Source organism: Sorangiineae bacterium MSr11367, assembly GCA_037157805.1.
GTDB lineage: Bacteria > Myxococcota_A > Polyangia > Polyangiales > Polyangiaceae > Pendulispora > Pendulispora rubella.
This window is the reverse complement of sequence record CP089983.1, coordinates 6,470,653-6,493,499: the sequence shown is the minus strand read 5'-3', so window position 1 is coordinate 6,493,499 and position 22,847 is coordinate 6,470,653. Positions and strand designations below refer to the sequence as shown.

The 22,847-nt window shown below is 63.3% G+C and carries 16 protein-coding genes; 13 read left to right on the top strand and 3 right to left on the bottom strand.

The genetic code is table 11. The features are described from left to right. The first annotated feature begins 43 nt into the window (after nucleotides 1–43). From LVJ94_24875 to LVJ94_24865, 3 genes are all read left to right on the top strand, one after another. Entirely contained in the window at nucleotides 44–946 is a 903-nt protein-coding gene (locus LVJ94_24875; protein WXB10449.1) for a LysR family transcriptional regulator, read from the top strand. 110 nt (nucleotides 947–1,056) lie between these two features. Beyond that, nucleotides 1,057–3,720 carry a protein kinase gene (locus LVJ94_24870; protein ID WXB10448.1) on the top strand — a complete coding sequence of 888 codons (2,664 nt, stop codon included), beginning with the start codon at nucleotides 1,057–1,059 and terminating at the stop codon, nucleotides 3,718–3,720. Continuing rightward, nucleotides 3,717–4,127: a GtrA family protein gene (locus LVJ94_24865; GenBank protein WXB10447.1), complete on the top strand. Its 411-nt coding sequence runs from the start codon at nucleotides 3,717–3,719 to the stop codon at nucleotides 4,125–4,127. The genes LVJ94_24870 and LVJ94_24865 overlap by 4 nt, the downstream gene beginning before the upstream one ends. A 376-nt stretch (nucleotides 4,128–4,503) precedes the next feature. Here the strand turns inward: LVJ94_24865 and LVJ94_24860 are convergent, their stop codons facing one another. Beyond that, nucleotides 4,504–5,334: a hypothetical protein gene (locus tag LVJ94_24860; GenBank protein WXB10446.1), complete on the bottom strand. Its 831-nt coding sequence runs from the start codon at nucleotides 5,332–5,334 to the stop codon at nucleotides 4,504–4,506. A gap of 143 nt (nucleotides 5,335–5,477) precedes the next feature. Here LVJ94_24860 and LVJ94_24855 point away from each other — a divergent pair, with 143 nt between their 5' ends. Next, nucleotides 5,478–8,105, top strand: coding sequence for a serine/threonine-protein kinase (locus LVJ94_24855; GenBank protein WXB10445.1), 2,628 nt, complete (start codon nucleotides 5,478–5,480; stop codon nucleotides 8,103–8,105). An 83-nt stretch (nucleotides 8,106–8,188) separates the two neighbouring features. After that, on the top strand, nucleotides 8,189–10,321 hold the full coding sequence (locus LVJ94_24850; GenBank protein ID WXB10444.1) for a hypothetical protein: 2,133 nt from the start codon (nucleotides 8,189–8,191) through the stop codon (nucleotides 10,319–10,321). A gap of 18 nt (nucleotides 10,322–10,339) precedes the next feature. Here the strand turns inward: LVJ94_24850 and LVJ94_24845 are convergent, their stop codons facing one another. Next, complete coding sequence (locus LVJ94_24845; GenBank protein ID WXB10443.1) at nucleotides 10,340–11,644, bottom strand: alginate lyase family protein; 1,305 nt, start codon at nucleotides 11,642–11,644, stop codon at nucleotides 10,340–10,342. Nucleotides 11,645–11,925: 281 nt separating this feature from the next. Between LVJ94_24845 and LVJ94_24840 the strand changes: the two genes are divergently transcribed. Next, on the top strand, nucleotides 11,926–14,520 hold the full coding sequence (locus tag LVJ94_24840) for a right-handed parallel beta-helix repeat-containing protein (GenBank protein WXB10442.1): 2,595 nt from the start codon (nucleotides 11,926–11,928) through the stop codon (nucleotides 14,518–14,520). Nucleotides 14,521–14,551: 31 nt separating this feature from the next. On the opposite strand, the gene LVJ94_24835 is transcribed toward LVJ94_24840, so the two are convergent. After that, a complete protein-coding gene (locus tag LVJ94_24835) occupies nucleotides 14,552–15,349 on the bottom strand; it encodes an alpha/beta hydrolase (protein ID WXB10441.1) in 798 nt (265 codons plus the stop codon). Nucleotides 15,350–15,782: 433 nt separating this feature from the next. Here LVJ94_24835 and LVJ94_24830 point away from each other — a divergent pair, with 433 nt between their 5' ends. From LVJ94_24830 to LVJ94_24800, 7 genes are all read left to right on the top strand, one after another. Beyond that, nucleotides 15,783–17,348 carry a phage tail sheath subtilisin-like domain-containing protein gene (locus LVJ94_24830; GenBank protein WXB10440.1) on the top strand — a complete coding sequence of 522 codons (1,566 nt, stop codon included), beginning with the start codon at nucleotides 15,783–15,785 and terminating at the stop codon, nucleotides 17,346–17,348. A 10-nt stretch (nucleotides 17,349–17,358) separates the two neighbouring features. Then, a complete protein-coding gene (locus LVJ94_24825) occupies nucleotides 17,359–17,877 on the top strand; it encodes a phage tail protein (protein ID WXB10439.1) in 519 nt (172 codons plus the stop codon). Between the two features lie 73 nt (nucleotides 17,878–17,950). Next, entirely contained in the window at nucleotides 17,951–19,474 is a 1,524-nt protein-coding gene (locus LVJ94_24820) for a phage tail sheath subtilisin-like domain-containing protein (protein WXB10438.1), read from the top strand. 13 nt (nucleotides 19,475–19,487) lie between these two features. Next, nucleotides 19,488–20,006, top strand: coding sequence for a phage tail protein (locus LVJ94_24815; GenBank protein ID WXB10437.1), 519 nt, complete (start codon nucleotides 19,488–19,490; stop codon nucleotides 20,004–20,006). Nucleotides 20,007–20,012: 6 nt separating this feature from the next. After that, nucleotides 20,013–20,762: a hypothetical protein gene (locus tag LVJ94_24810; protein ID WXB10436.1), complete on the top strand. Its 750-nt coding sequence runs from the start codon at nucleotides 20,013–20,015 to the stop codon at nucleotides 20,760–20,762. Then, nucleotides 20,759–21,616, top strand: a complete 858-nt coding sequence (locus tag LVJ94_24805) for a hypothetical protein (GenBank protein ID WXB10435.1) — start codon at nucleotides 20,759–20,761, stop codon at nucleotides 21,614–21,616. Before LVJ94_24810 ends, LVJ94_24805 begins: the two co-directional genes overlap by 4 nt. Next, nucleotides 21,613–22,833, top strand: coding sequence for a DUF4255 domain-containing protein (locus LVJ94_24800; GenBank protein WXB10434.1), 1,221 nt, complete (start codon nucleotides 21,613–21,615; stop codon nucleotides 22,831–22,833). The genes LVJ94_24805 and LVJ94_24800 overlap by 4 nt, the downstream gene beginning before the upstream one ends. The last annotated feature ends 14 nt before the right edge of the window (nucleotides 22,834–22,847 follow it).

The following is a 22,847-nucleotide window of genomic DNA, read 5'->3' as shown; positions in this document are numbered from 1 at the left end:
GGCTTCGAAAGCAGTTTTGCGCGTTGGGGGGTACTCTCCGCGCATGGATCATTTCGGGGCCGCCCGCGCGTTCGTCCGCGCTGCGGAGCTAAAGAGCTTCAGCAAAGCTGCTCGAGATCTGGGGGTGAAGGTGTCGACGGTCTCGCGTCAGATCGCTGAGCTGGAGCGTGACATGCGCATCGCGCTCTTCAATCGCTCCACGCGCGGGCTCGTCCTCACCGAAGGCGGCAAGACATTTCTTGCCCATGCTCGGCTGGCCCTGTCTGCGATGGACGAGGCCCGCGCGGTCACCATGGCGCTCAATCAGACGCCGAAGGGCTTGTTGCGCGTGACGTTACCGCCGGCCTTCGCCCGAGGTCACGTGCTGCCGCACCTGCCTGCTTTCTTGCAGCGCTACCCCGAGATTGACCTCGAGGCCGTGGTTTCGGAGGAGCGGCTCAATATGATCGAGGCGGGCATCGACCTCGCCATTCGCATCGGCGAACCGAAAGACTCGGGCCTCATGGGCCGGCGTCTTGCCCCCCATCGTGTCCACGCGTACGCTCACCGCGACTATCTGGAACGCGAAGGCTCGCCGGCGCATCCCGACGAACTCGCCAAGCACGTCGGCCTCCTTCGAACCGGCTCGGCGCAGCCCACGTGGCGCTTTCGCAAGGGTCGTCGGACGATCACACTGGAGCCCAGCGGGCGCATTCGCACCAACGACCTGCAGAGTCTCTTCGAGCTGGCCTTGGCCGGCGCCGGCGTTGCCCTGCTGCCAGATTGGTTGGCCGACGCGCATGCCGAAGGGCAGGGCCTTCGCCGCATCCTTACGGACTGGGTCGCCGTCGACGGCGAGAACGACGCGGAAATCTGGGCCGTGTATCCGCCGAAGAAGACCGTTTCGTCCAAGGTCCGTGCGTTCGTCGACTTCTACACCGAGCGAATCGCCCGCGTCGTGTCCTGATCCCTCACTGCCTTGACAGACGATGACGGTCTGGCATCCTCGCGGCTTCTAGCATGTCGTCGTCGCTTTATGACGATTCAATCGCGCGTCGGGCACTGCAGCGGATCGGAATGAATCTCTGCGGGCGCTATCGCATCACGCGATTGCTCGGCATCGGGGGAATGGCCGCCGTGTATGCAGGCATCCACCGAAACGGCCACGCGGTCGCCATCAAAGTGCTCCACGAACGGCTCTCGACGGATCCCGAGCTCGAGCGGCTGTTCCGGCGCGAAGCGCATCTTGCGAACAAGATACAGCACCCCGGCATCGTCCCCGTCATCGACGACGACGTCGCGGAAGATGGTTGCATTTTCCTGGTCATGCCGCTTCTCACGGGCGAGACGCTTCGCGCGCGCGCCGAACGAACGGGCAGCAAGCTTCCGGCGGAAGAAGTGGCGCTGGTGGCGCACCAGGTGCTGAACATCTTGAGCGCGGCCCACGATGCGAAGATCGTTCACCGAGACATCAAGCCGGAGAATCTTTATGTCACGCAAACGGGTGACCTTCGCGTTCTCGATTTCGGCATCGCTCGTTTTTTCGAGACCAACGAGATGGCCTCGGTCACACGCTCCGGGCGCGCCGTGGGAACGCCGGCCTTCATGGCGCCCGAGCAGGCGTTGGGGCGCATTCGCGAGATCGATGGCCGGACGGATCTTTGGTCTCTCGGGGCAACGATGTTCAAGCTCCTTTCGGGAAAGTACGTCCATCAGGCCGAGTCCGGCAGCGAATTGCTCATTTGGGCGGCGACGAAGAAGGCGCCTCGTCTCCAAGACATCGACTCATCGATTCCGGGCGCCATCTGTGACGTGATCGATCGGGCCCTCGAGTTCGATCGAGCAGACCGGTGGCCAGATGCCGAGGGCATGAATCAAGCATTGGCACAGGCATGCGCGTCGGTATTCCAGATGGATCCCTCGAAGCTGGCGCGCATGGTGCCGGAACTTCCGCCATCCGAGGGCATTGGCGCGGCCACCACGCTCCGTCCCCTGAACCGGGATATGCTATCGGCGGCGCATCCATCCGGGCGCTCGTCACCTCGTGAGGCATCGTTCACGGCGGCGCGTACCGAGGAGGCGGAGCGGCCAACGCGCTCTCGCGCGAGGTGGTTGGCGCTCGGCGCCGCGGTGCTCGCCCTCGTGGTCGGCGTCCTGGGCGCGGACCGGCTCCGCCAATCGGCGACGCTGAAAAGGCGAGCCGACGAGCAGTCGGCGCAGCTTTCCGCGCATCTCGCCGCATCACGGAACGCGTGGCTCGATGGCAATTTCGAGAAGGCGCGGCAGGAGGCCAAAGAGGCGCTGCGCATCGACGACTCGTCGGGAGGCGCGCACCTCGCCATGGCGCGTACGAGCCTGCTCTGGCCGCGTCACGCGGATCGCGCGCAGTTCATCGCTGCACAGGAGACACGGCGTGGACTGACCGCCGAGCAGCGAAGCTATTTGGAAGCTCTCGCACCCGGGATGGCGCTCCCTGCCGACTTCGCCCTGTCGATCACCCGGCTCGAGGCGCTTCATCGACGCGAGCCGGAAAATCGCGAGGTGATGATTGCCCTCGCGCAAAATCTCATTCGCACGCAACGATTCGATGAAGTATTCGCCCTTTTGCAACCGCTCGCGGACCTTCCGGATGCGGACGGCGTGGTCTTCGCATTTCTGGGCATCGCACGGAGCATGCACGACGATGTCGAGGTATCGCGCCAGACGTTTCAACGATGCCTGGCCAATTTTCCCGCGGCGTCGGTCTGCGCGTCGTTTCTCGCGGACCTCGAGAGCCTCGAGGGCAACTGCGCGGTCGCCGAGCGTGTCGCACGTCAAGACGTCGAGATGAACCCGACGTACGCCGACGCGCGCTACCAGCTTGCCGATGCCCTCGATGGTCTGGGCGCAGACCGCGCCGAGGTTCGTGCGCTCATGGCGGAACGCGCCCGATTGAAGAATGAAGGCGTCGATGATCCGAACAAGCTTTGGGAGGACCTTCGTTTTGCGCTGTACGAAGGCCACCTCCGCGAAGCGCTGGACATCGATGCCAAGCTGGCCGGCAAGATTTCGCAGATCCGTGACGAATACGGTGAGGACAGCGGCTCGGCGTATTTCGTCATGAGCATCATGCTGAGGGCGGAGCTCGGGCTGCTTCCCGAGGCGCGCGAGGCTCTGGCCAATTATGCGCAGGAGAGGCACGGCATGCAGCACAGCGCGTACTTCGGCGACGACCTTTTGTACGTCGCCGCGCACGCGACGACGATGGGGGTCATACCGTGGGCCGAATGGACGCAAATGCGCGATGCGCACCTCGCCAAAGGCGCCGATCGGGACACCCTGTTGGATGGCCGTCAACGAATCTGGAGCGAATATTTTGCGATACCGGTCTACGAGGCGGAGGGCGCGAAAGAGGCCTATCGCGCATTGCCGGGCTATATGCCATTCATCCATCGCAGTGAGCGATGGCCCGATCACGATCGAGCCATCGGGAACGTATTTCGACTGTCGGGGCACCCGAAGGAAGCGATTCCCTACTACGAGCGAGCCACCGCGAGCTGCACCTGGCTCGCGGAGCCCATCCCCCACGTTCACGCGCTGCTCGAGTTTGGCGATTTGCTGGCGAGCATGGGCGATCGCAAACGCGCCTGTGTGATGTACGAAAAAGTGCTCGAGCGCTGGCCACTCCATACCGGGAGCCGCTCCTCGGCGCTCGCCGATCGAGGCAAAATGGCGGTATGCGGAGCCGAGTCGCGGCGATGAATCGTCCCTGGAACGTCCTGAAACGCCTCGCGCGCTCCGCGGGGGCGGGCGCGTTCGCGACGTTGGCGGACCTCGGGGTGCTTGCGTTGTTGACGAGCGGCGTGGGACTCGGGCCGCGCGCGGCGAGCATTCCGGCCTTTACGGTCGGCGCCATCGTCATGTATTTCGGTCAGAAATATTTTGCATTCGGCGAGCGGGGGAAGGTGCGCCGGGCGCAGGCCATGCTCTTCGCCGTGGTGCAGCTCGTGGGCCTCGCCCTGAACGCGGCCCTGTTCGAAGGCGTGATGCGATTCATCCCGGGCACGCGACCTTTCTACCTGCCGGTGCGCCTCGTGACGACGAACCTCGTGTGGCTCGCGTACAGCTTCCCCGTCTGGCACCTCGTTTTTCGCGAGCGTCCCCGATGAGCGGCATTCACTGGAGCGTAATCTGCCCCTCGGCAAAGACGGATGGGGATATGGTCTCTCCCATCAGGTAGTATTCCCGGGTCGAGGCGCCCGCTCGGGCTCGCAGGGTTCCGAATGGTAGCTTCGGTAGACGGGCCCCGTGTACACCTTGGCGGAAAACAGGTGACCATCGTAGGTCGTCCGGTAATACGCCTCGGGACGGTCGAATCGTTGCCAGAAACCCCGCGGGCCGCAGCCAGCAAGGACCAGTCAACAGGTCAATACGAATAACCAGCGGTTTAGGGACCTCGTGGGTCGTCTTCGAAGAACTGCCATCTCGGCCCTTAAGACGGGGGCCGCCCGGCCTTGCGTTCTTTCTTCGGGGTAGGAAGTCGATTTATCCGTCCAAGGCAATGCCGCGGGGGAGACTGAGTTGGCCATCCAGCAAGCGCAGGATGCTTTCCAAGGTGGCGGCCGAGATTTTCAATCGTTCGGTCAAGGTGCGCCGCAAGTGCTTGCGCACCAGCGAGGCCGCCTTCATCAGGGTACGGCTCACCGTCGAGGGATCGAGGCGATGAAGCCGTGCGATTTGGTCCAGCGTCAATCCATCGAAGTAGTACTGGCGCAGGTAGAGCACGTACCGCCCGGAGAGCGAGCGCATCGCATCCGCCAGCGCCAGTTCGAATTCCGCACGATAGATCCGCTTGAAATGCAGCAGCTCGGGGTTGTCGATGAGCGTTCCCAGCTGCCGTAGGAGATCGCGATCGGGGGTGGCGGGGGCGCACGCCCGTTCGCAGTCAATCCGCAGGCGGACGGCCACCACCTTGAGCCAATGTCGAAATTCACCCCGGCCGCTGTAATTGGAAATCTTGGGACCCGTGCCCGCCGTCCCCACGAACAAGCGCTCGCGGAGCCGCTGTTTGAATTCGTCGTCGTCCATCGCCTGCCGGCGCGTGCGAATGGCGGCCGTGACCGCAGCGAGATGCGAGTCCATGGCCTCGAAGGCCATGGGAACTCGGGCTACACAGGCGCAACAGAGGTAAAGATCTTCAATCCAACCATGCGAAAGCGCTTCCTCGAGATGCGATGGCTCCGAAATGCGCTCGGTGAGATACCGCGCAAAAACGTCTTTCGGTACGCGCCATTCCGGGCTGGCTCGGGTTGCCGTTTCGATGGCACGATGAACGAGGTCGGGATAAGAGTGGGGAAAGGATGAATCGGGTGGCATCGTAGTGCGCTCGACATGAATCGCGCGTGATGGACTGTCCTGGAGAACAATCGGTACTCGATTATATAGGAGGAGCGCTTTCACCAGCACAAGCCTCTCGTTTCGTAGGGCACCTTGCGCATTGTGAAACTTGCCGCCTCACGGTGTCGGAGCTGGCGGGCGAAGCGGGGCACACGCCAGGTCGAGCGAGCGAACCCCTTGCCAGCGACCATCTGCCTCTCCGTCTTGGCGAGCGCGTGGGGCGATTCGTCATTCGTGAGCTCCTCGGCTCGGGCGGGATGGGCATCGTGTATTTGGCCTACGATCCCGAGTTGCATCGCCAGGTCGCGATCAAGGTGCTGCGAAACGCGGCACATCAGCGCATCGTTCGCGAGGCGCAGGCCATGGCGCGCCTTTCGCACCCGAATGTGGTCGCGGTCTACGACGTGGGCAAGTGGGAGGGGCAGGTGTTCATCGCCATGGAGCACGTGGACGGCAGCACCCTCCGAGAATGGCTGCTGAGCGGTGAACGCGCGTGGGCGGAGGTTGCGCGCGTCTACCTCGAGGCGGGCCGAGGCCTTTTCGCCGCGCACACCGCGCGACTGGTCCATCGTGATTTCAAGCCGGACAATGTCCTCATCGACCGCCAGGGGCGCGCACGCGTGACCGATTTCGGGCTCGTTCGCGCGCTCACCACGGAGGACGAGGGCGTTGCGGTTGGACATTCCATCGCCGACTCGGCAAGCACGGTGTCGGTGACGGGCACGCTGTTTGGCACGCCCGGGTACATCGCGCCAGAGGTTCTCGCGGGCCACTCGGCGGACGCACGCGCCGACCAATACAGCTTCAGTGTGTCCCTCGACGAAGCCTGCCGTGGACGCCAAGTGTCAGCCCGGCTTCGCCGTGCCATCGAAAGAGGCCTGTCCCCGGATCCCAGCGAGCGATACCCGTCGCTCGAGGGAATCCTTGACCTGCTGGCGCGGGAAAGCAAACCCCCGCTCGCTCGAAGAGCGCGCCTCGGGCTTGCCGCGCTGGCCATGGCCGCATTGGCTTCGTGCGCGATGGTGCTCGTGCGCGCTCGTGCGCATCCGCCGGTTTGCGCCGAAGACCCGGGCCTCGCGGCAAGTGTGTGGAGCGACACCGAACGCGAGGCGGTGCGCGGTTCCCTCCTCGCAACGGGGATGTCCTATGCGGACCGGACGTCGAGCCGCACGGTCGCGGGCATCGATCGATATGTCGGCGCGTGGGCGGCAGCACGAAAGCAAACCTGTGAAGCAACATGGGTGCACGGAACGCAGTCCGGCGAGCTCTTGGACCGCCGAATGCAATGCCTCGACCGCGCGATGGGCGGAGTCGGCTCGCTCGTCCGTGTTCTTGCGCGGGCCGATGGCACCGTGACCGAGATGGCCCAAAGCGCGGTCGAGAACCTGCCTTCGTTGGACGCTTGCTCCGCGCAGAGGGTCTTGCTCGCCGCGCACGCCGGCGACGCAACTCGAACCGACCTGCAAGCCTTCGCCGCACGTCTGTCCGAAGCCCGCGCGCTGCAGCTCGTCGGGAAATTCGCCGAGGGTGCCGAGCTTCTTGGCCCGGTGCTCCCGGAGATCCGGCGCGCCGGTTCTCCTTTGCTCGAAGCGGAGTCGCTGCTGCTCTTCGGGCATCTCCAGTTCGAGGCGGGCAAACCACGCGAGGCCGAGCCGACCTTGGACGCGGCGATTCGCGTCGCCGAAGCGGCCGCACTCGACGAAATCAAAGCGCGCATCTTGGCGATCCAGGTGGACCTGGTCGGCTTCGAGCTCGGACGCTACCAAGAAGGCGAGCGCCTCGGCGGGATTGCGACCGCGGTTCTCGAGCGCATCGGCGGTGATGACGCGGTGGAGGCCAATCTATGGACGAGCCTGGGCAAGGTTGCATTCCAACAAGGTAAATACGAGGATGCGCGCGCCTTGCACGCGAAGGCGCTTGCGACCCGTGAGCGCAAATTCGGCCCCGAGCACATGGACGTGGCCGTGTCGCTGCAAGCCATGGCCATTGCCTTGGGGTCACTCGGGCGGGCAGGGGAAGAGATCCCGCTCTACGAGCGCGCACTCGCCATTCGCGAGAACGTCTTCGGTCCCGAGCATCCTGCCGTTGCTGAAACGCTCAACACGCTCGCCATCCATCGCGAGGACCGAGGCGACTACGAGCAGGCCGTCACGCTGTACCAGCGCGCGCTCACGATTCGCTTGCGCGCGCACGGACCCGAGCACACGCGGGTTGCGTACATCTTGAACAATCTGGGGAGCGTGTACCGCTTGCTTCATCGCTATCGAGACGCGGAAGCATCGCTGAATCGAGCGAGGGCTATTTTCGAGAAGGTGTTCGGGCGCGACGACCCCAAGATGAGCGAGCTCCTGATCGAGATCGCCCGCATCATGACTGAGGAGGGACGCTACGATGAGTCGCAGCGCACGCTCGAGAACGCCTTTTCGATTCACCAAAAGAGCGGCGCCGTCGACCATCCCACGGAGGCCCGTTTGCAGATGACGCTCGGAGAGCTCCTCTTCGCGCAATCACGGTACGAGCGTGCGGCCACCGCCTACCAACGTGCGTTGGCGATCGGAGAAAAGCGATTCCCAGATTCGTTCCTGTTCGCCGACATTGCGACGGATCTGGCCGAGGCGCGCATCCGGCTGGGACGTACCTTGCAGGTGGTCGAGCTGCTCGAGCGCGCGGTGCGAAACTACGAAGCGACGCATGCGGATCCGCGCAAGCTCTCACGCGCGCGGGAGCTGCTAGGACGCGCTCGGAGGTAGCTTCGCAACGTCAAATGAATATCGACGACGCTCTTGCGTCTTCCGGAGCCAACGAAATGGACGTATGGCTCGGAGGGCTCTCGATGAAAACGAACCACGCTTGCCGTTCCTTGGTGCTGTCGATCTCCGTATTCGCGGGCTGCTCTTCCGGTGGGGGCGAACCGCGCCAAACCGGAGCGCTCCCTCTGCAAAACGCCGATCCCATGGAACTCGCCCTTCTTGCAGGGGCCATCGGGGGCCACGGCACCGCCGATGGCGTCGGTGAGGCGACTCGGTTTCATGATCCCATGGGGATCGCGGTCGATTCGCAGGGGAACGCTTACGTCGCCGATGAATTCAACAACGCCATCCGGAAGATCGTCCTCGCCACGGGCGAAGTTTCTACCCTCGCCGGCTCGTCCCGCGACGATCCCGGTTCCGCCGACGGCACCGGAACGGATGCGCGCTTCTTTCGCCCTCATGGCGTCGTCGCGGATGGCGCCGGACATCTGTACGTCGCGGACAGCTTCAATGACACCATTCGCAAAATCGATCTCGCCACCGGCGAGGTCTCGACCTTTGCGGGCACGGCGCGGGAATCCGGTTCCACCGACGGAATCGGCGCCGCGGCGCGCTTCGACCTCCCCGAGGGACTCGCGCTCGACAGCGCCGGACATCTGTTCGTCTCCGACTACCTTGGAGAGACCATCCGCCAGATCGTCCTTGCCACCGGCGAGGTCTCGACCGTCGCAGGTTCTCCAAGAGCCGAGGGATCGACCGACGGCGTTGGCGTCGCCGCGCGCTTTCGTAGCCCGACAGGGCTCGCGGCGGACGACACCGGCAGCGTTTACGTCGTGGATGGGGGCAATAGTACGATCCGGAAAATCGTCGTCGCCACCCGCCAGGTCTCGACGTTCGCCGGTTCCGCGAGGCAAACCGGTTCGACCGACGGCGCCGGCAAAGCGGCACGTTTCTCCTACCCAAGGGGGATCGTACGGGATGCTGCCGGCGACCTTTACGTGGCCGACAGTTGGAACTACCAAGTGCGCAAGATCTCCGTGGCCACGGCCAAGGTATCGACCGTCGCGGGGCTAGGGACCTCGGATGTCGTCGACGGCATCGGGCGACACGCCAAATTTGGAGAGCCTTATGGCATCGCCGCGGATGGCTCGGGCAATCTCTACGTGACGGAAAAGAGCTATCACGTGGTGCGCAAGGTCGCGCTCGCGAATTCGCAGGTGACCACATTCGCGGGCGTTCCCAAACACGAGGATACGGTCGATGGAGTCGGACCCGCCGCGCGCTTCATGGATCACGAAGGCATGGCCGCCGACGGCAACGGCAACGTTTTCATCGCCGACCGATTCGGCAAGGTGATCCGGAAAATGGTCTTGGCGACGGGTGAGGTCACCGCCATTGCGGGCTTTCCGGGCCGCTCCGGTTCCTCCGACGGCATCGGAGAGAACGCTCTTTTCAATTTTCCGGAAGGGATCACCAGCGACGGCGACGGCCATCTGTACGTGACCGACGCGTGGAACAACACCATCCGCAGGATCGATATCGCCACCCGTGAGGTGGTGACCATCGCCGGCACGGCCGGTGGTGGCGGCTCCACGGACGGCGTCGGCCCGCAGGCACGCTTCTTCTCGCCGCAAGGCATCACCTGCGATCGCGCAGGGCATCTCTACGTGGCCGACTGGTTCAATGGAACGATCCGAGCCATTGACCTTGCAACCCGCAACGTCACCACACTCGCAGGCACGGCCTCGCAATACGGTAGCGAAGATGGCATTGGCCCCACGGCGCGATTTAGCTGGCCCTACGGAATTGCCTCCGACTTTGCAGGCCACCTTTATGTCAGCGATTACGACCTGCATACCATCCGCAAGATCGATGTCGCCACAGCGCAGGTATCGACCTTTGCGGGATCGCCCGGCGAGCACACACACGCCGATGGCGTGGGAGCGGCTGCCCGCTTCGATCGACCGGCGGAGCTCACCATCGACACCAGCGGACGCCTGATCGTCGCGGACGAAGGGAACAGCGCAATTCGTAGCATCGATGCCGCCACCGCCGAAGTTTCGACGGTGGCAGGTACCCGAGGATTGCGCCGCGTTTCGCTGGGGCAACTCCCCACGACGCTCAACTACCCGCGCGCCGTGGTCGCGCTCGACGATGGGCAGCTCCTCGTCACCGACGAGAATGCCATCCTGACCTTGCGCAAGGTTCCGCAATGACGTCTGCCGTCGTGCGCCTTAGCGCGATGGCGGATCGAGCGGCGTACACGAGGGCCGGATGGGCCAGAGGTCGCCGCCCGGCGGGGCGGGTACCTTGGAGAGTGCCGCTTTGGCCTTCGTGTCGTTCGCTTGCTCGGCGGCGGCGTGCAGAATGTCGACCGCGATGAATTGTTGAAAGCCGTTGATCTGCTGGTACGGCCATGCGCTGGCGCCTTTTTCGGCGGCGGGGATGAGAAAGTCCACCGCCTTGAGCAGATTGGCACCGTTGGGGGCCGTGTAGTGCCACAAATCGACGCCCACGTGCGTTCCGATTTCGGCGAGGCGGCCCAGTGCGGTCAGGTTGAAGTTGGCATAGTGCCACGACATCGTCCGCGAGAGCTCCTCGGGTTGGCTCCCATCCGACTTGATTTGGGCGGCAATCCGCTTCGACTTCGCAGCCTCCACGATGCTCTTGGCGTTGCTGGTTTGCCCGACGTAGAGCGCGATGGCCGCGTTTTGCATGTCGATGAAGCTACCGTGGTTGTTCTTGGCGCCCAATTCGGCCTTGGCCTGGGGGCTGGTTTGCATCCATTTGAGGAACTTCGTGAACCAGTCCTTCATGCCGGAGCGATCCGCCGCCGTCCAACCCGGCGCGCCCGAATCGAGGATCGCGAGTGCGTCCACCAGGTGGGTGATGTTCTGCGACGTATCGATGATGCCCGTGCCGCGGACGTCCGTTCGACAGGGGATTAGCTGAGCATAGGGGAGACTCGGGTTCATACGGGTCGCGGGGTCGAGAAACCACGTGCGCACATCGAGCACTGCACGCGCCGCGTAGTTGGCATTTCCGGTGTAAAACCACGCTAGGGACAAATCGGTGATCGCGTCCCATGCCACCATGCGCTCGTAGTGGTCGGTGATTGCATCGGCTTCCGGGTTGCGCTGCCCGTCGCGCGACACGTAAGGGCACCCTTTCGGGTTGTCCGGCGTCGGCGTTTTCGATGCCCACCAATAGGGCCCCTGACTCAGGTAATCGTGTTTGTCTCCGCTCGGCGGCACTTCGTTCTTGTCGGTCACCGCCCAAGGCCCGGCGGTCAACGCGTCGTCGGCGCGATGCAGCAAGGCCGTGAGTGCCGCGCGCTGTGCGGCCGTGCCTCCGCCATTGGCGAGTGCTTGCCGTGTCGCCACCAACTGCGCACCGTCGAAGACCACCGTGCTGGGCGTCGCAGCGGCGAGGGCCTCGTGCCGTTCTTCGATATCGGCAGGCGCACCGTCGCTGCCGTCACCACTGCACCCCGCCACCACACTAATGCCCACGATCATCATCGCAAATCGAACTGACATGTCGCACCCCTTACCTCGAGCAAGGTACAGTTGGTTTTGAGCCCGAATCATCGGTTGAATTTCAACCCAGGTAGGTCGTGTGTTCGTTTCTCGTAGCGTGTTTGGTTAACTTCGCCCATGCTGAATGAAGAATTCATCCGATGTATTGTGGGCGGAGGACAAGCATGCGAGGGATCACTCGAAGGCCGATCGCGTTGTTCATGGGCGCAGCATTCATTCACTCGTCCAGCCTCGCGGGGTGCGATTCTTCTGAATTTGACACCGGTGTCAACACTGCAGATTTGGACGCTGCCGATTCGGACGTCCCCGAAGGCGTGGCCGCCGTCCGGTCGATCTACGTGTCGCCGTCGGGCGATGACGCAAACCCTGGCACGGAGAGCCGCCCGGTCAAAGGCCTTACCCGCGCGCGCGACTTGGTCCGCGCGCGGAATGCGAGCATGTCTGCAGATATCGCCGTCGTTTTGATGGACGGCGTCCATCGGTTGAGCGAGCCGCTCCGCCTCGAGGCGAAGGACTCCGGCAACCATGGCCACAAGGTAATCTACCGCGCTGCGTCAGGCGCGCACCCGGTGATCAGCGGTGGAGCACGAGTCACCGGTTGGAAGAAGATCGATGCAGGGAAGAACCTGTGGTCCGCGCCCGCGCCCGCGGGACTCGACAACACCCGCCAGCTCTACGTCGATGGAGTGCGCGCGCACAGGACGCATGCCCGCCCGCCGGTCGCCTTGACCATCACCGACACGGGGTACACCGCGAGCTCTGACGCGATGGCGCATTGGCGCAACCCCACGGACATCGAATTCGTCTGGACCGGCGGCGACTCCCTTTGGTCCGAGCGCAATTCGTCCAACCCGGGGCCGTGGACCGAGCCACGCTGTCCTGTGGCGAGCATCTCCGGCACGGCCATCACCATGGCCCAACCCTGTTGGGACAACGATACGAAGCGGGTGACCTTTCCGCCGGATCAATACAAAGGACGCACCGTCAACCTCGTGGGCGGTGGCAACGTGGCAACCAAACCCGAATACATCGAAAATGCGTACGAGCTGCTCGGCCCAGCCGGCGAGTGGTACTTCGATCGCACGGCGCGAACGATCTTCTACGTTCCGCGCCCCGGCGAAGACCTGACGGCGGCCGACGTCGAGGCGCCCGTCCTCGAAGTGTTGGTCGCAGGGAAGGGGACTGCCGAGCGGCCCATTCACGACATCGTCTTCTCGGGGCTTCAGTTCTCCTATGCCACGTGGCTCTTCCCCAGCTCGCCCGAAGGCTTTTCCGAGGTGCAGGCGAACTACACGGTCACGGGCCAACGAGGTTATGCAACGCAGGCACTCTGCGATCTGGTGACGCCGAGGGGCACCTGCCCGTACGCGGCGTGGACCAAAATCCCGGCGAACGTGCAATTTGCTTTCGGCTCGAAGATTCAATTCCTCGACGACGCCTTCGTGCACCTCGGTGCAGCCGGGCTCGATCTCGGTACCGGTTCCCAAGGAAACGTGGTTCAAGGCTCGGTGTTCACGGACATTTCCGGCAACGCCCTCGAAGTGGGCGGGGTGGAACTCCTCGCGCCCGAGCCCGGTGAGCTGACCAAGGACAATCGGATCGTCAACAATCATATTTATGACGTGCCCGTCGAGTTTCACGGCGGCATTGCCATCATCAACGGCTATTCGCAAAATCAGCTCATCGAGCACAATCAGATCGATCATACCGCGTATGCGGCCATATCCATGGGTTGGGGCGGCTGGCCCGACAAGATTCAAATGGCTGCGACGCCCAATCCGTCGAAGAACAACCGCGTGGCCAACAACCTCATTTTCAACCATATGCAGCTCTTGGCCGACGGCGGGGCCATTTACACGCAGGGGATCACGGGCACCTCGCTCGACGACGGCGAAAAGGTGACCGGAAACGTGACCTACGATCCGTGGGGTTCAGGCCACATGATCTACACGGACAACGGGGCCACGTTCGTGTCCCTCGTGGGCAACGTGATGTTCAAGCCGAATTTCGACAACTGGGGCTCTCGGCACAAAGACTATCGGCCGGGTTCGGACCCGAAGAACAACGATCCCACGTTGGTGGCCGACAATTATTGGCAACAGGGCGATGCCGACTCCTCTTCGCTGGGGGTCATGGTGCGCGGCAACAAACTCTTTACGTCGTTCGATCAGGTGCCGGCGGCGATTCGCGACAACGCCGGCTTGGAGCCCGCGTTCGAAGGGATCCTCGCGAAGCACTTCTTCGACGGCCCGCCGCCGGCGCCGGAGCCGCCGCAGCGCGTGGCGGCGTTCGGAGGCAATGGCTTCGCGTATGTGTCATGGAACCCGCCCGTTTTCGAAGGCGCCTCCAAGGTGACGTCGTACACGGTTCGTGCTTCCAGCGGGCAAAGCCTCGCGGTTTCGCCCGACGAGTTTGCGGCGACCGGTTACGTCAAGCTCTCCGGACTGACCAACGGCGTGGCCACGACATTTCAGGTCTCGGCCACCAACGCGGCGGGCAGTAGTACGGAGTCACTGCCTTCGCTGCCGGTGACCCCATCGACGGCGAGCGTGCGAACGCCCGACGCGCCGCAATCGGTCTCGGTGAAGGCGGGCAAGGGCATGGCGAGCGTGCATTTTCAGGCACCCACCGTTTTGGTCAACAACAAGCCCGCGGGAAGCGACGGGGGCAGTCCGGTGGTGTCTTATACGATTACCGCATCGCCGGGCGGCAAGAAGCTCGTGGTCACCGGGCGCAATGTGCTGGTGCTGAACAACCACACCACGTTCGCCGTGATGGACGGGCTCGCGAGCGGTACGTACACCTTTACGATCACCGCTGACAACGTGGCCGGTTCGGGAACCCCCACAACGTCGGCCCCTGTGACGGTGAATTGAGCCGTTTCTAGTTGGCGAGCTTTGCTTGTCGTCACTGATTCGATGCGGGAATAGAATCGAATAGGAACGTTCGGGCCAACGCCACGACGTCATCGGCTTTCTCGAAGAAGATGCCGTGCCCACTCTCGACGGATGCGTAGCGGCTTCCGTCGATGGACTCTCGCAGTGCACGGCTCTGGTATTCCGGTACCAGGTAGTCGTCCGTCCCCTGGATGATCAACGTCGGTGCAACGATCTTCTTCGCTTCGTCGCGAATATCGACGCGCAAGCCAAGCTCAATCCGGCGCAGCGTGTTGGGCGGCGTTTTCTGCATCAATGCGCGCGCGATGTTCTCGTGCCCAAGGGCCGTGAGGAACTCGGGCCGAAGAGCCATGGCCATGCCAAATCGATTGCCCAATTCGGAGTCGAGCCCCTCGAGGCGCGCCCATGTACCGAACATCAATTGATGGCGAGGGTCTCCGCTGTACGCCCACCCAGCGACCAAAACCAGACGACGAACGAGCGCCGGGTGGCGCGCGGCCGTGGCGGCGGCCACGACGGCACCCAAGGAATCTCCGAGCAGATCCACGGGGCCGTCCGACGCATGGCGAATGGCACCCGCGACCTGATCGACCAGCAAATCCAGCGTCAAATCGCCTTCCGGGATCGTCGATGCACCGGCGCCCGCGTAATCCAGAGCCACGACCGTGCGCGCGTCCGAGAAGCGCGGAACGATGTGGGCGAAGTTCGATGTTCCATCGAGGCTCGTCCCGTGAACGAGAACGAGGCCAGGGCCTTTTCCTACTTTCGTATAACTGACCGTGGTGCCCGAAATCGTAATTGCCGTCATGTCACATCTCCCTGGATCGAGGAGATGCTACACACGATCGCCCTACTACGATGCACGCAAGGATAAAGAATTCCGCTGTGACATGATGAAGTACGATCTCCGCAGCCCTTTCATGAGGGACACGGTGACGTGCACGCCATCGCTCAGTGAGTGGATGAACAAAGAGCCCTGCCCAGGCGGCGAGCGGGCCGCATCGTGCGCCAGCGTTGCATCTGCGAGGTAGCCGACCTCGTGCATTGTGACGGTCACGTAGCCTCAATAAGGCGTACGGCCGATGCAAACGCAGGGCGAGGACGTTGCGTAAGCAACGGGCCGTGTTGCAGGTTGCAACGTTGGCGACCTGGAATCGCGAGGTTTTCCGAAGCTCGAGGGTGGCGCGGAAGTTGAACAAGAGAGGCTCACGTTCGAGCAACCGCGAGACGAGGAGAAAACCATGGCGGTGAGTGTCAGTTATCCCGGAGTGTACGTTCAGGAGATTTCGAGCGGCGTTCGCACGATCACCGGTGTGGCAACCTCGATTGCCGCTTTCGCTGGCTGGGCGCCCACCGGGCCGAATGTTGCGACGCTGGTCACCAGCTGGAACGACTTCGTCGAGCAATTCGGAGGACTCGATTCACGTTCGTACTTGGGGTACGCGGTGAGTCACTTCTTTAGCAATGGTGGCCAACTCGCGTACATCGTGCGGCTCGTCTCCACCGTCGCCGCCGACGCGGGGCAGGTAGGGGATCTCCAACTCGAGGTCGGTGAAACAAACGGCGAAAAGCGCTTCATCGAGCTGCGAACCAGGCGTGAGGGTACTTGGTCGAGTGAATACGGTGCAGCGCTCACGGTGACGGACGATCGATTTCAAATCGTCGTGTCACAGAAAGGGGCCAAGAAGGACGAGCTGGTTCCCGTCGAGTCGTTCGTGGGGCTATCGACGAAGCAAGACGACGAGCGCTACGTCCTGAATGTGCTGAACGCTCAATCGAAGCTCCTTCAGATGGATGAACCCGATCCGAAGAAAGACCCGCTGCCCGTGCCGACGAAGCCCGTGGCGTTTACGCCGTTTGCACACGGGCGGGACGCCAAGGTTCTCGACCCCGATCCCAACGGTGCCGACAAGGGAAAGGCCTTCGTCGACGCATTGAACGCCAATCGTACGCAAGGTGGCGGAGGCTTGGTTTTGCTCGACGACGTCGACCTTTTCAACCTGCTGTCCGTTCCTGGTCTTCAGGACACGGCGGCGATTCAGCTGCTCAGCGCTTATTGCCATCAACGGCGTGCCCTGCTCCTCGTCGATGCCAAGAAGGCCGCGACCATCACGACCGTCCCCACCGACGCGGGGGACCTTCACACGAGCGACAGCTCGTACGCGGCACTCTACTTCCCATGGATTACCGCACCCGATCCCGCTGCCGACAATCGCCTGCGGGCCTTCCCGCCGTCGGGCTTCGTCGCAGGGATCTACGCGCGAACGGACGCCGGTCGCGGTGTTTGGAAGGCCCCGGCTGGAACGGAGGCAACGCTGGTCGGTGCATCGCGCGTCACGACGACCATGACCGATGTCGAGAATGGTCTTTTGAATCCCAAGGGCGTCAACTGCATCCGCGACTTTTCGGGTTATGGCACGGTGGTCTGGGGCGCGCGCACGCTGGATGGAAACGACGAAATCGGCTCGGAGTGGAAATACGTTCCCGTCCGCCGGACGGCGCTCTTCATCGAAGAGACGCTGTACCGTGCGCTGAAATGGGTCGTGTTCGAGCCGAATGACGAACCGCTGTGGGCGCAGATACGGCTCAACGTGGGCGCGTTCATGAACGATCTGTTCCGTCAGGGCGCTTTCCAAGGCACGACGCCCAAGGACGCGTACTTCGTCAAATGCGACAAAGAGACGACGACCCAGAGTGATATCAACAAGGGAATCGTCAACGTGGTCGTCGGGTTTGCACCGCTGAAACCCGCCGAATTCGTCATCGTGCGAATCCAGCAAATCGCCGGTCCGATCGCGACGGCGTAGGAGACGAAGAATGGCCCAGTTCAGTGTGAATGCGCAACGTTTCGATCCGTACAAGAACTTCAAATTTCGGATCAAATGGGACGGCCACTACGTTGCCGGAGTGAGCAAGGTGAGCGCGTTGAAGCGCACCACCGAGGTCGTGAAGCACCGCGAAGGCGGCGACCCGAGCAGCAGCCGGAAATCACCCGGGCGCACGGAGTACGACGCGATCACGCTCGAGCGTGGGGTGACCCACGATCCCGACTTCGAGCAGTGGGCGAACAAGGTTTGGGCGCTTCGCGCCGGAGACGGAAACGAAGTGTCGCTCAAGGATTTTCGCAAGGATCTGATCCTCGAGGTTTACAACGAGGCGGGGCAGCTGGCGATCTCGTATCAGATCTTCCGCTGCTGGGTGTCGGAGTTCCAAGCGATACCGGATCTGGACGCGAACGCGAATGCCGTCGCCATTCAGCACATCAAACTGGAGCACGAGGGGTGGAGCCGTGACCCGAGCGTCCGCGAACCCACGGAAAAGGCGATCACGCCGTAGTGCGATGAATCGAAGATAGTCAGAGCGCGGGCGATGGAAAGTCCGACGTGAGTAAAAAAACGAGGAGAAGAACATGCCGGTGCAGCCGACTTATCCGGGAGTGTACATCGAAGAGATCTCGAGTGGGGTGCGTACGATCACCGGCGTCTCCACATCCATTGCTGCATTCATCGGGTGGGCACCCAAGGGGCCAACCGATCGCGCGGTCTTGGTAACGAGTTTTGCCGAATACGTGGCCGCGTTCGATGGGCTCCACGCGGATTCGTATTTGGGATACGCGGTTCAAAGCTTCTTCGTGAACGGAGGGCAGCAGGCGTACATCGTGCGGCTCGTCTCCTCCGGTACGGCGAAGAAGGGGGAGGTCGCCCTGCCGGGCGAGGAGGGGAAATCACTTTCGCTCGAAGCACGATCCGAGGGAGAGTGGTCGAAGCAGTACGGCGTGACGAGCAAGAAGACCGCGAGCAGCCGGTTTCAGCTTGCCGTGCACGTCAAGCCGAAGGACGGCAAGCCCGTCACCAGGGTCGAGGTTTTCGACAATCTGTCCCTCGATAAGAACGATCCCCGCTACGTGGTCTCGGTTTTGGAAGGCCAATCGGAGTTCGTTCGGGTGAAGGCGACGTCGACGCCGGCGATACCCAACGATAAGGAAGAGCCGGCGTTTCTCGCGGGCGGAGCCGATGGCGACGTTCTCTCTCCCGATGGGGCGACATCGGGCGCGTTCATGACAGCGCTCAACGTCCGCCGCGAAGATGGCAAAGGCGGTCTGGCACTGCTCGACGCCGTGGACCTGTTCAATCTCTTGTGTGTGCCCGGTCTCAGCGCACAAGAGGGGACAGCACCGCTGGAAGCGTATTGCGTCGTGAGGCGCGCATTCTTGATTGTCGACGCCGGAAAGGACGCCTCGAGGACCGACATTGGGGGCCAGGTCGAGGCCTTCGGTAAGGTCAATAACCACGCGGCCGTGTACTTCCCATGGATCAGTGCGCCCGATCCTCTGGGTACGGTACCTAAGGACTTGCCACCGTCCGGATTCGTGGCGGGGATTTTCGCGCGGACGGATGGCAGCCGCGGGGTGTGGAAGGCGCCGGCTGGAACGGAGGCGTCGCTGGTCGGTGCGCTGGGCGTGAAGTCGAAGCTCACGGACTTCCAAAACGGCCTTCTCAACCCCAAAGCCGTAAACTGCATTCGGAACTTTCCCGTCTACGGTACGGTGCTCTGGGGAGCGCGCACGGTGGGGGGAGCCGACAATAGCGGCGATTCCGACTGGAAGTACGTTCCCGTTCGGCGCACGGCGCTCTTCATCGAGGAGACGTTGTTTCGAGCGCTGAAATGGGTGGTCTTCGAGCCCAACGACGAGCCGCTGTGGGCGCAAATTCGGCTCAACGTCGGGGCGTTCATGCACGATCTCTTTCGACAGGGGGCCTTCCAAGGATCTTCGCCGCAGGAAGCGTACTTCGTCAAATGCGACAAGGAAACGACGACCCAGAGCGACATCAACAAAGGGATCGTCAACGTGGTCGTGGGCTTCGCCGCGCTGAAGCCCGCGGAGTTCGTGGTCGTCACGATTCAGCAGCTCGCTGGACAAATCGCGACATAGGGAGAGGACGAAAATGGCTCAGTTCAGCGTGAATGCACAACGGTTCGACCCGTACAAGAACTTCAAATTCCGAATCAAGTGGGATGGCCGCTTCGTGGCCGGCATCAGCAAGGTCAGCGCGTTGAAGCGCACGACCGAGGTGGTGAAGCATCGCGAGGGCGGCGACCCGAGCACGACGCGTAAATCGGCAGGTCGCACGGAGTACGAAGCCATCACGCTCGAGCGTGGGGTGACGCACGATCCGGACTTCGAGCAGTGGGCGAACAAGGTTTGGGCGCTTCGGGCCGGTGACGGGAACGAAGTGTCGCTCAAAGATTTTCGCAAGGATTTGATCCTCGAAGTCTACAACGAGGCTGGGCAGCTCGCGATCGCGTATCAAATCTTCCGCTGCTGGGTCTCGGAGTACCAGGCCGTTCCCGACTTGGACGCGAATGCCAATGCGGTAGCGATTCAGCACATCAAACTGGAGAACGAAGGCTGGATTCGCGATCCGAGCGTTCGTGAGCCCACGGAAAAAGCGATTACGCCCTAAACCATCATGAGAGCGCTGTCGAGCAACGACGTGTTACGAATATGGGAGGCGGCGGAGGGGCGCGGTCACGTCGAACGCGGCCTCGTCATGCTGCGTGAAGCGCGTCCCGATCTGGCGGAAGACGCGTGCTGCGATCTGACGATAGGCCAGCGGGACGCCCACTTGCTCGATTTGCACATGACGACGTTCGGGCGCCCTTTCAGCTGCGTGGCCATCTGCCCCGAGTGCTCCGAACGCCTCGAGGTGGAGTTCACGGCCGACGACGTGCATGCAAGCGCATCGGGGGGCGCGGACCGTGACGGCGCGAATTCCAACGAAGGTGTCGTGAGGTGGGAGGACTACGAAGTGGCGTTCCGTGTTCCAACGAGTCGCGATCTTCTTCATGCACGCACCAGGCGGAGCGTGCCCGAGGCGCGGGGAGTCCTTCTTTCGCGATGCGTTTCTGCGGCGCGAGCCGGGGTTGCCTGCGATCCGGCAACCCTGCCCGAGGAGTTGACCACGCGGGTCGCTGACCGCATGCGCGTGGCGGATCCGCAAGCCGATGTTCGGGTGGAGCTCTCGTGCCCCGATTGCTCGCACGCGTGGACCGCTGACTTCGACGTGGTGTCGTACCTATGGACGGAGATACGGGCCACCGCGTCTCGCTTGATTCGCGAAGTTCACGAGCTCGCGAGCCGCTATGGATGGAGCGAGGACGCGATCCTCGCGCTGAGCCACGTGCGCCGGCAGATGTATCTCGATTGGGGGGGCGCATGAGCGACTTCCTGTCGCGTGTGGCCGCACGTGCCCTCGGTGCTGCGCCGGGCCTCGCGCCGCGTGCGCCGTCGATGTTCGAGGGGCCCGGGGTGTTTTCCACGGAGGCCCCAGCCCCGGGGCCGTCGATGCCGGAGCTCGAGGTCGCGTGGGAGGTCGAGCCGGGTCGATTGCCGCGTGAAACGGAGACGAGGCCCTTTTCTGCGCGACATCCGGACGCACCCATGCCTGGGCAAGTGGACCTGCCCGCGCCGACGGAGTACGAGGCGGCGCCCGTGGACCGGACGGCGTCGATGGCCGCACGGCCGCGGCTCGCGGTGCAGCCGAATACTGCATTTTCACTGCGCGAGCCGGCAGCGTTGCGCAGAGACAGGACGCCGCTCATGGGGCACGAGCCCGTGGAATCGTATGTCCATGCTGCCGCAGCGCTTCCGGAGCGGGACGCCGAGCAGGCTATCTCGAGCAGCGCACCGCGCTCTGTCGAGCGAGGCACCCCATTGGGCCCGTCGGACCGCGAACGTACGCGTTCCACCGCGGTGGCGGCGCGTGTTCAGCGAGAGACGGTGGCGGCGGCGCCGCGTGTTTCGACGCGAGCGGCCCACGCCGCGGCGGTGCACGCGGAATCCGCGCGTGACGCGGCCGGTGCCGGAGCGCGCAACCCCGGTTCGACATCGAAAAGCGCGAGTGCGTTCGCGACGCGCGGAGTGGACGTCGAACCGACGGTGAACATCTCCATCGGACGCATCGAGGTTCGAGCGACCACGCCGGCTGCGGCCCCGGCGCCACGGGCCAATGGCACTCACGTCATGCCGCTCGAGATGTACCTTCGCCAGCGCAGTCCGAGGAGGGAGCCATGAGCGACGCACAAGCCATCTACGCGGTGACCGCGACGCTGAAGCGCATGCTCGAGAAGGACGAGGAACTCAAGGAGCTGCTCGGCAGTCAGGTCGTCACCGTGCGACCACCGGACAAAGCACGCGACAGCGAGCCTACGAAAAACCAGATCAACCTGTTCCTCTACGGTGTGACCTTCAACGCGGCGTATCGAAACATGGATATGCCCGACCGCGGACGCTCGGGTGAGGCGGCGACGCCGCCGCTCGCCCTCGATCTGCACTACTTGTTGACGGCCTACGGCGAGGAAGACGATCGCGGCGAGCCAAAGAGTCACGCCATGCTCTCGCGCGCGATGCTGGTCTTTCACGAGACTCCCGTACTCGCGCGCGAAGCGATTCAAAATAATTCCGACAGCAACCTGAATCGCCAAATCGAACGAGTCCGCATTACGCCTCAGACGCTGACCATCGAAGACCTTTATAAATTGTGGACGACGTTTCAAGCGCCGTATCGTGTATCGACCGCCTACCAAGTGTCGGTCGTACTCATCGAGGGCGAGGCCACCGGCCGCAGGCCTCTCCCGGTATTGCGGCGCGGGAAGCTCGATCGCGGCTGGCCGGCCACCGCCGCGGCGCCGCCGGTCCTCTCCGGTGTCCGCTTGCCGCTGGGGCAGCCCGGGGCTCGATTGCGTGACCGCGTTTTCCTGCTCGGAACGGCGCTCGAGGGCGTGAATCGCGAGGTCCGCTTCACGCATGGACGCTTCGGTGAGCGGCCGACGCTGAAGGTCGGCGCGGACGCGACGGCGACGACGCTTCCCGTCACCCTCGACGAGACACCCGGACCGTGGTGGACGGGAATCTATTCGGTCTCGGTGCGGTATCCGCCTCCGATCGAGAACGACATTGCGCGCACGACCAACGAGGTTGCGCTCGTGGTTATCCCGACGGTCACCAACATTGCGAAGGTGACCGGCCCGAATGGCCCGGCGCTGCGCGTCGAGTGCAGTCCGCCCATCGCGCCGAACCAGCGCGCCATTGTCTTGCTGGATGACCACGAGTTTCCCGCCACCGGATCGAACTCGGTGCAAAATCGCGTCCAGATCGATCTCGGTGAGCTCGCAGCTGGCACGTACGTGGTTCGCCTGCGCGTGGACGGCGTGGACTCGAGCCCGGTCGACATCGACGCCGTCACTGGCCTACCCGAGTTTTCCCCCAAGCAAACGGTGACCCTACCATGACGCCGTCCCATCCT